Annotated in this window: 1 pseudogene; it reads left to right on the plus strand. The window is 55.6% G+C overall.

Annotation, left to right across the window (positions count from 1 at the left end):
• Positions 1-232, plus strand: a pseudogene (locus AF337_RS45155) (Curdlan synthase); the annotation flags it as partial.

Genomic DNA, 232 nt, shown 5'->3' on the forward strand with positions numbered 1-232 from the left:
GGCAGCGGCAACGAGGCGAACGGATTTGATGGATACAGCCTTGCCTGGATAGCGGCGTTGATCGTGGCGACGGGCATCGGTCTTGTCATCAATATTGTCCCTGAGACCTCCCATATCGAGGCGCAGTTCTCGCCGATTGCGGTTTGCTGGTCGGGCATCAACATTCTCGTTCTCGCTATTGCGTCCTTGATCTGCTTCGAAAAACCGCGACGGCTCTTCGATGCGTTCAAAC

The sequence above is a fragment of the Rhizobium ecuadorense genome (assembly GCF_001187535.1).
GTDB lineage: Bacteria > Pseudomonadota > Alphaproteobacteria > Rhizobiales > Rhizobiaceae > Rhizobium > Rhizobium ecuadorense.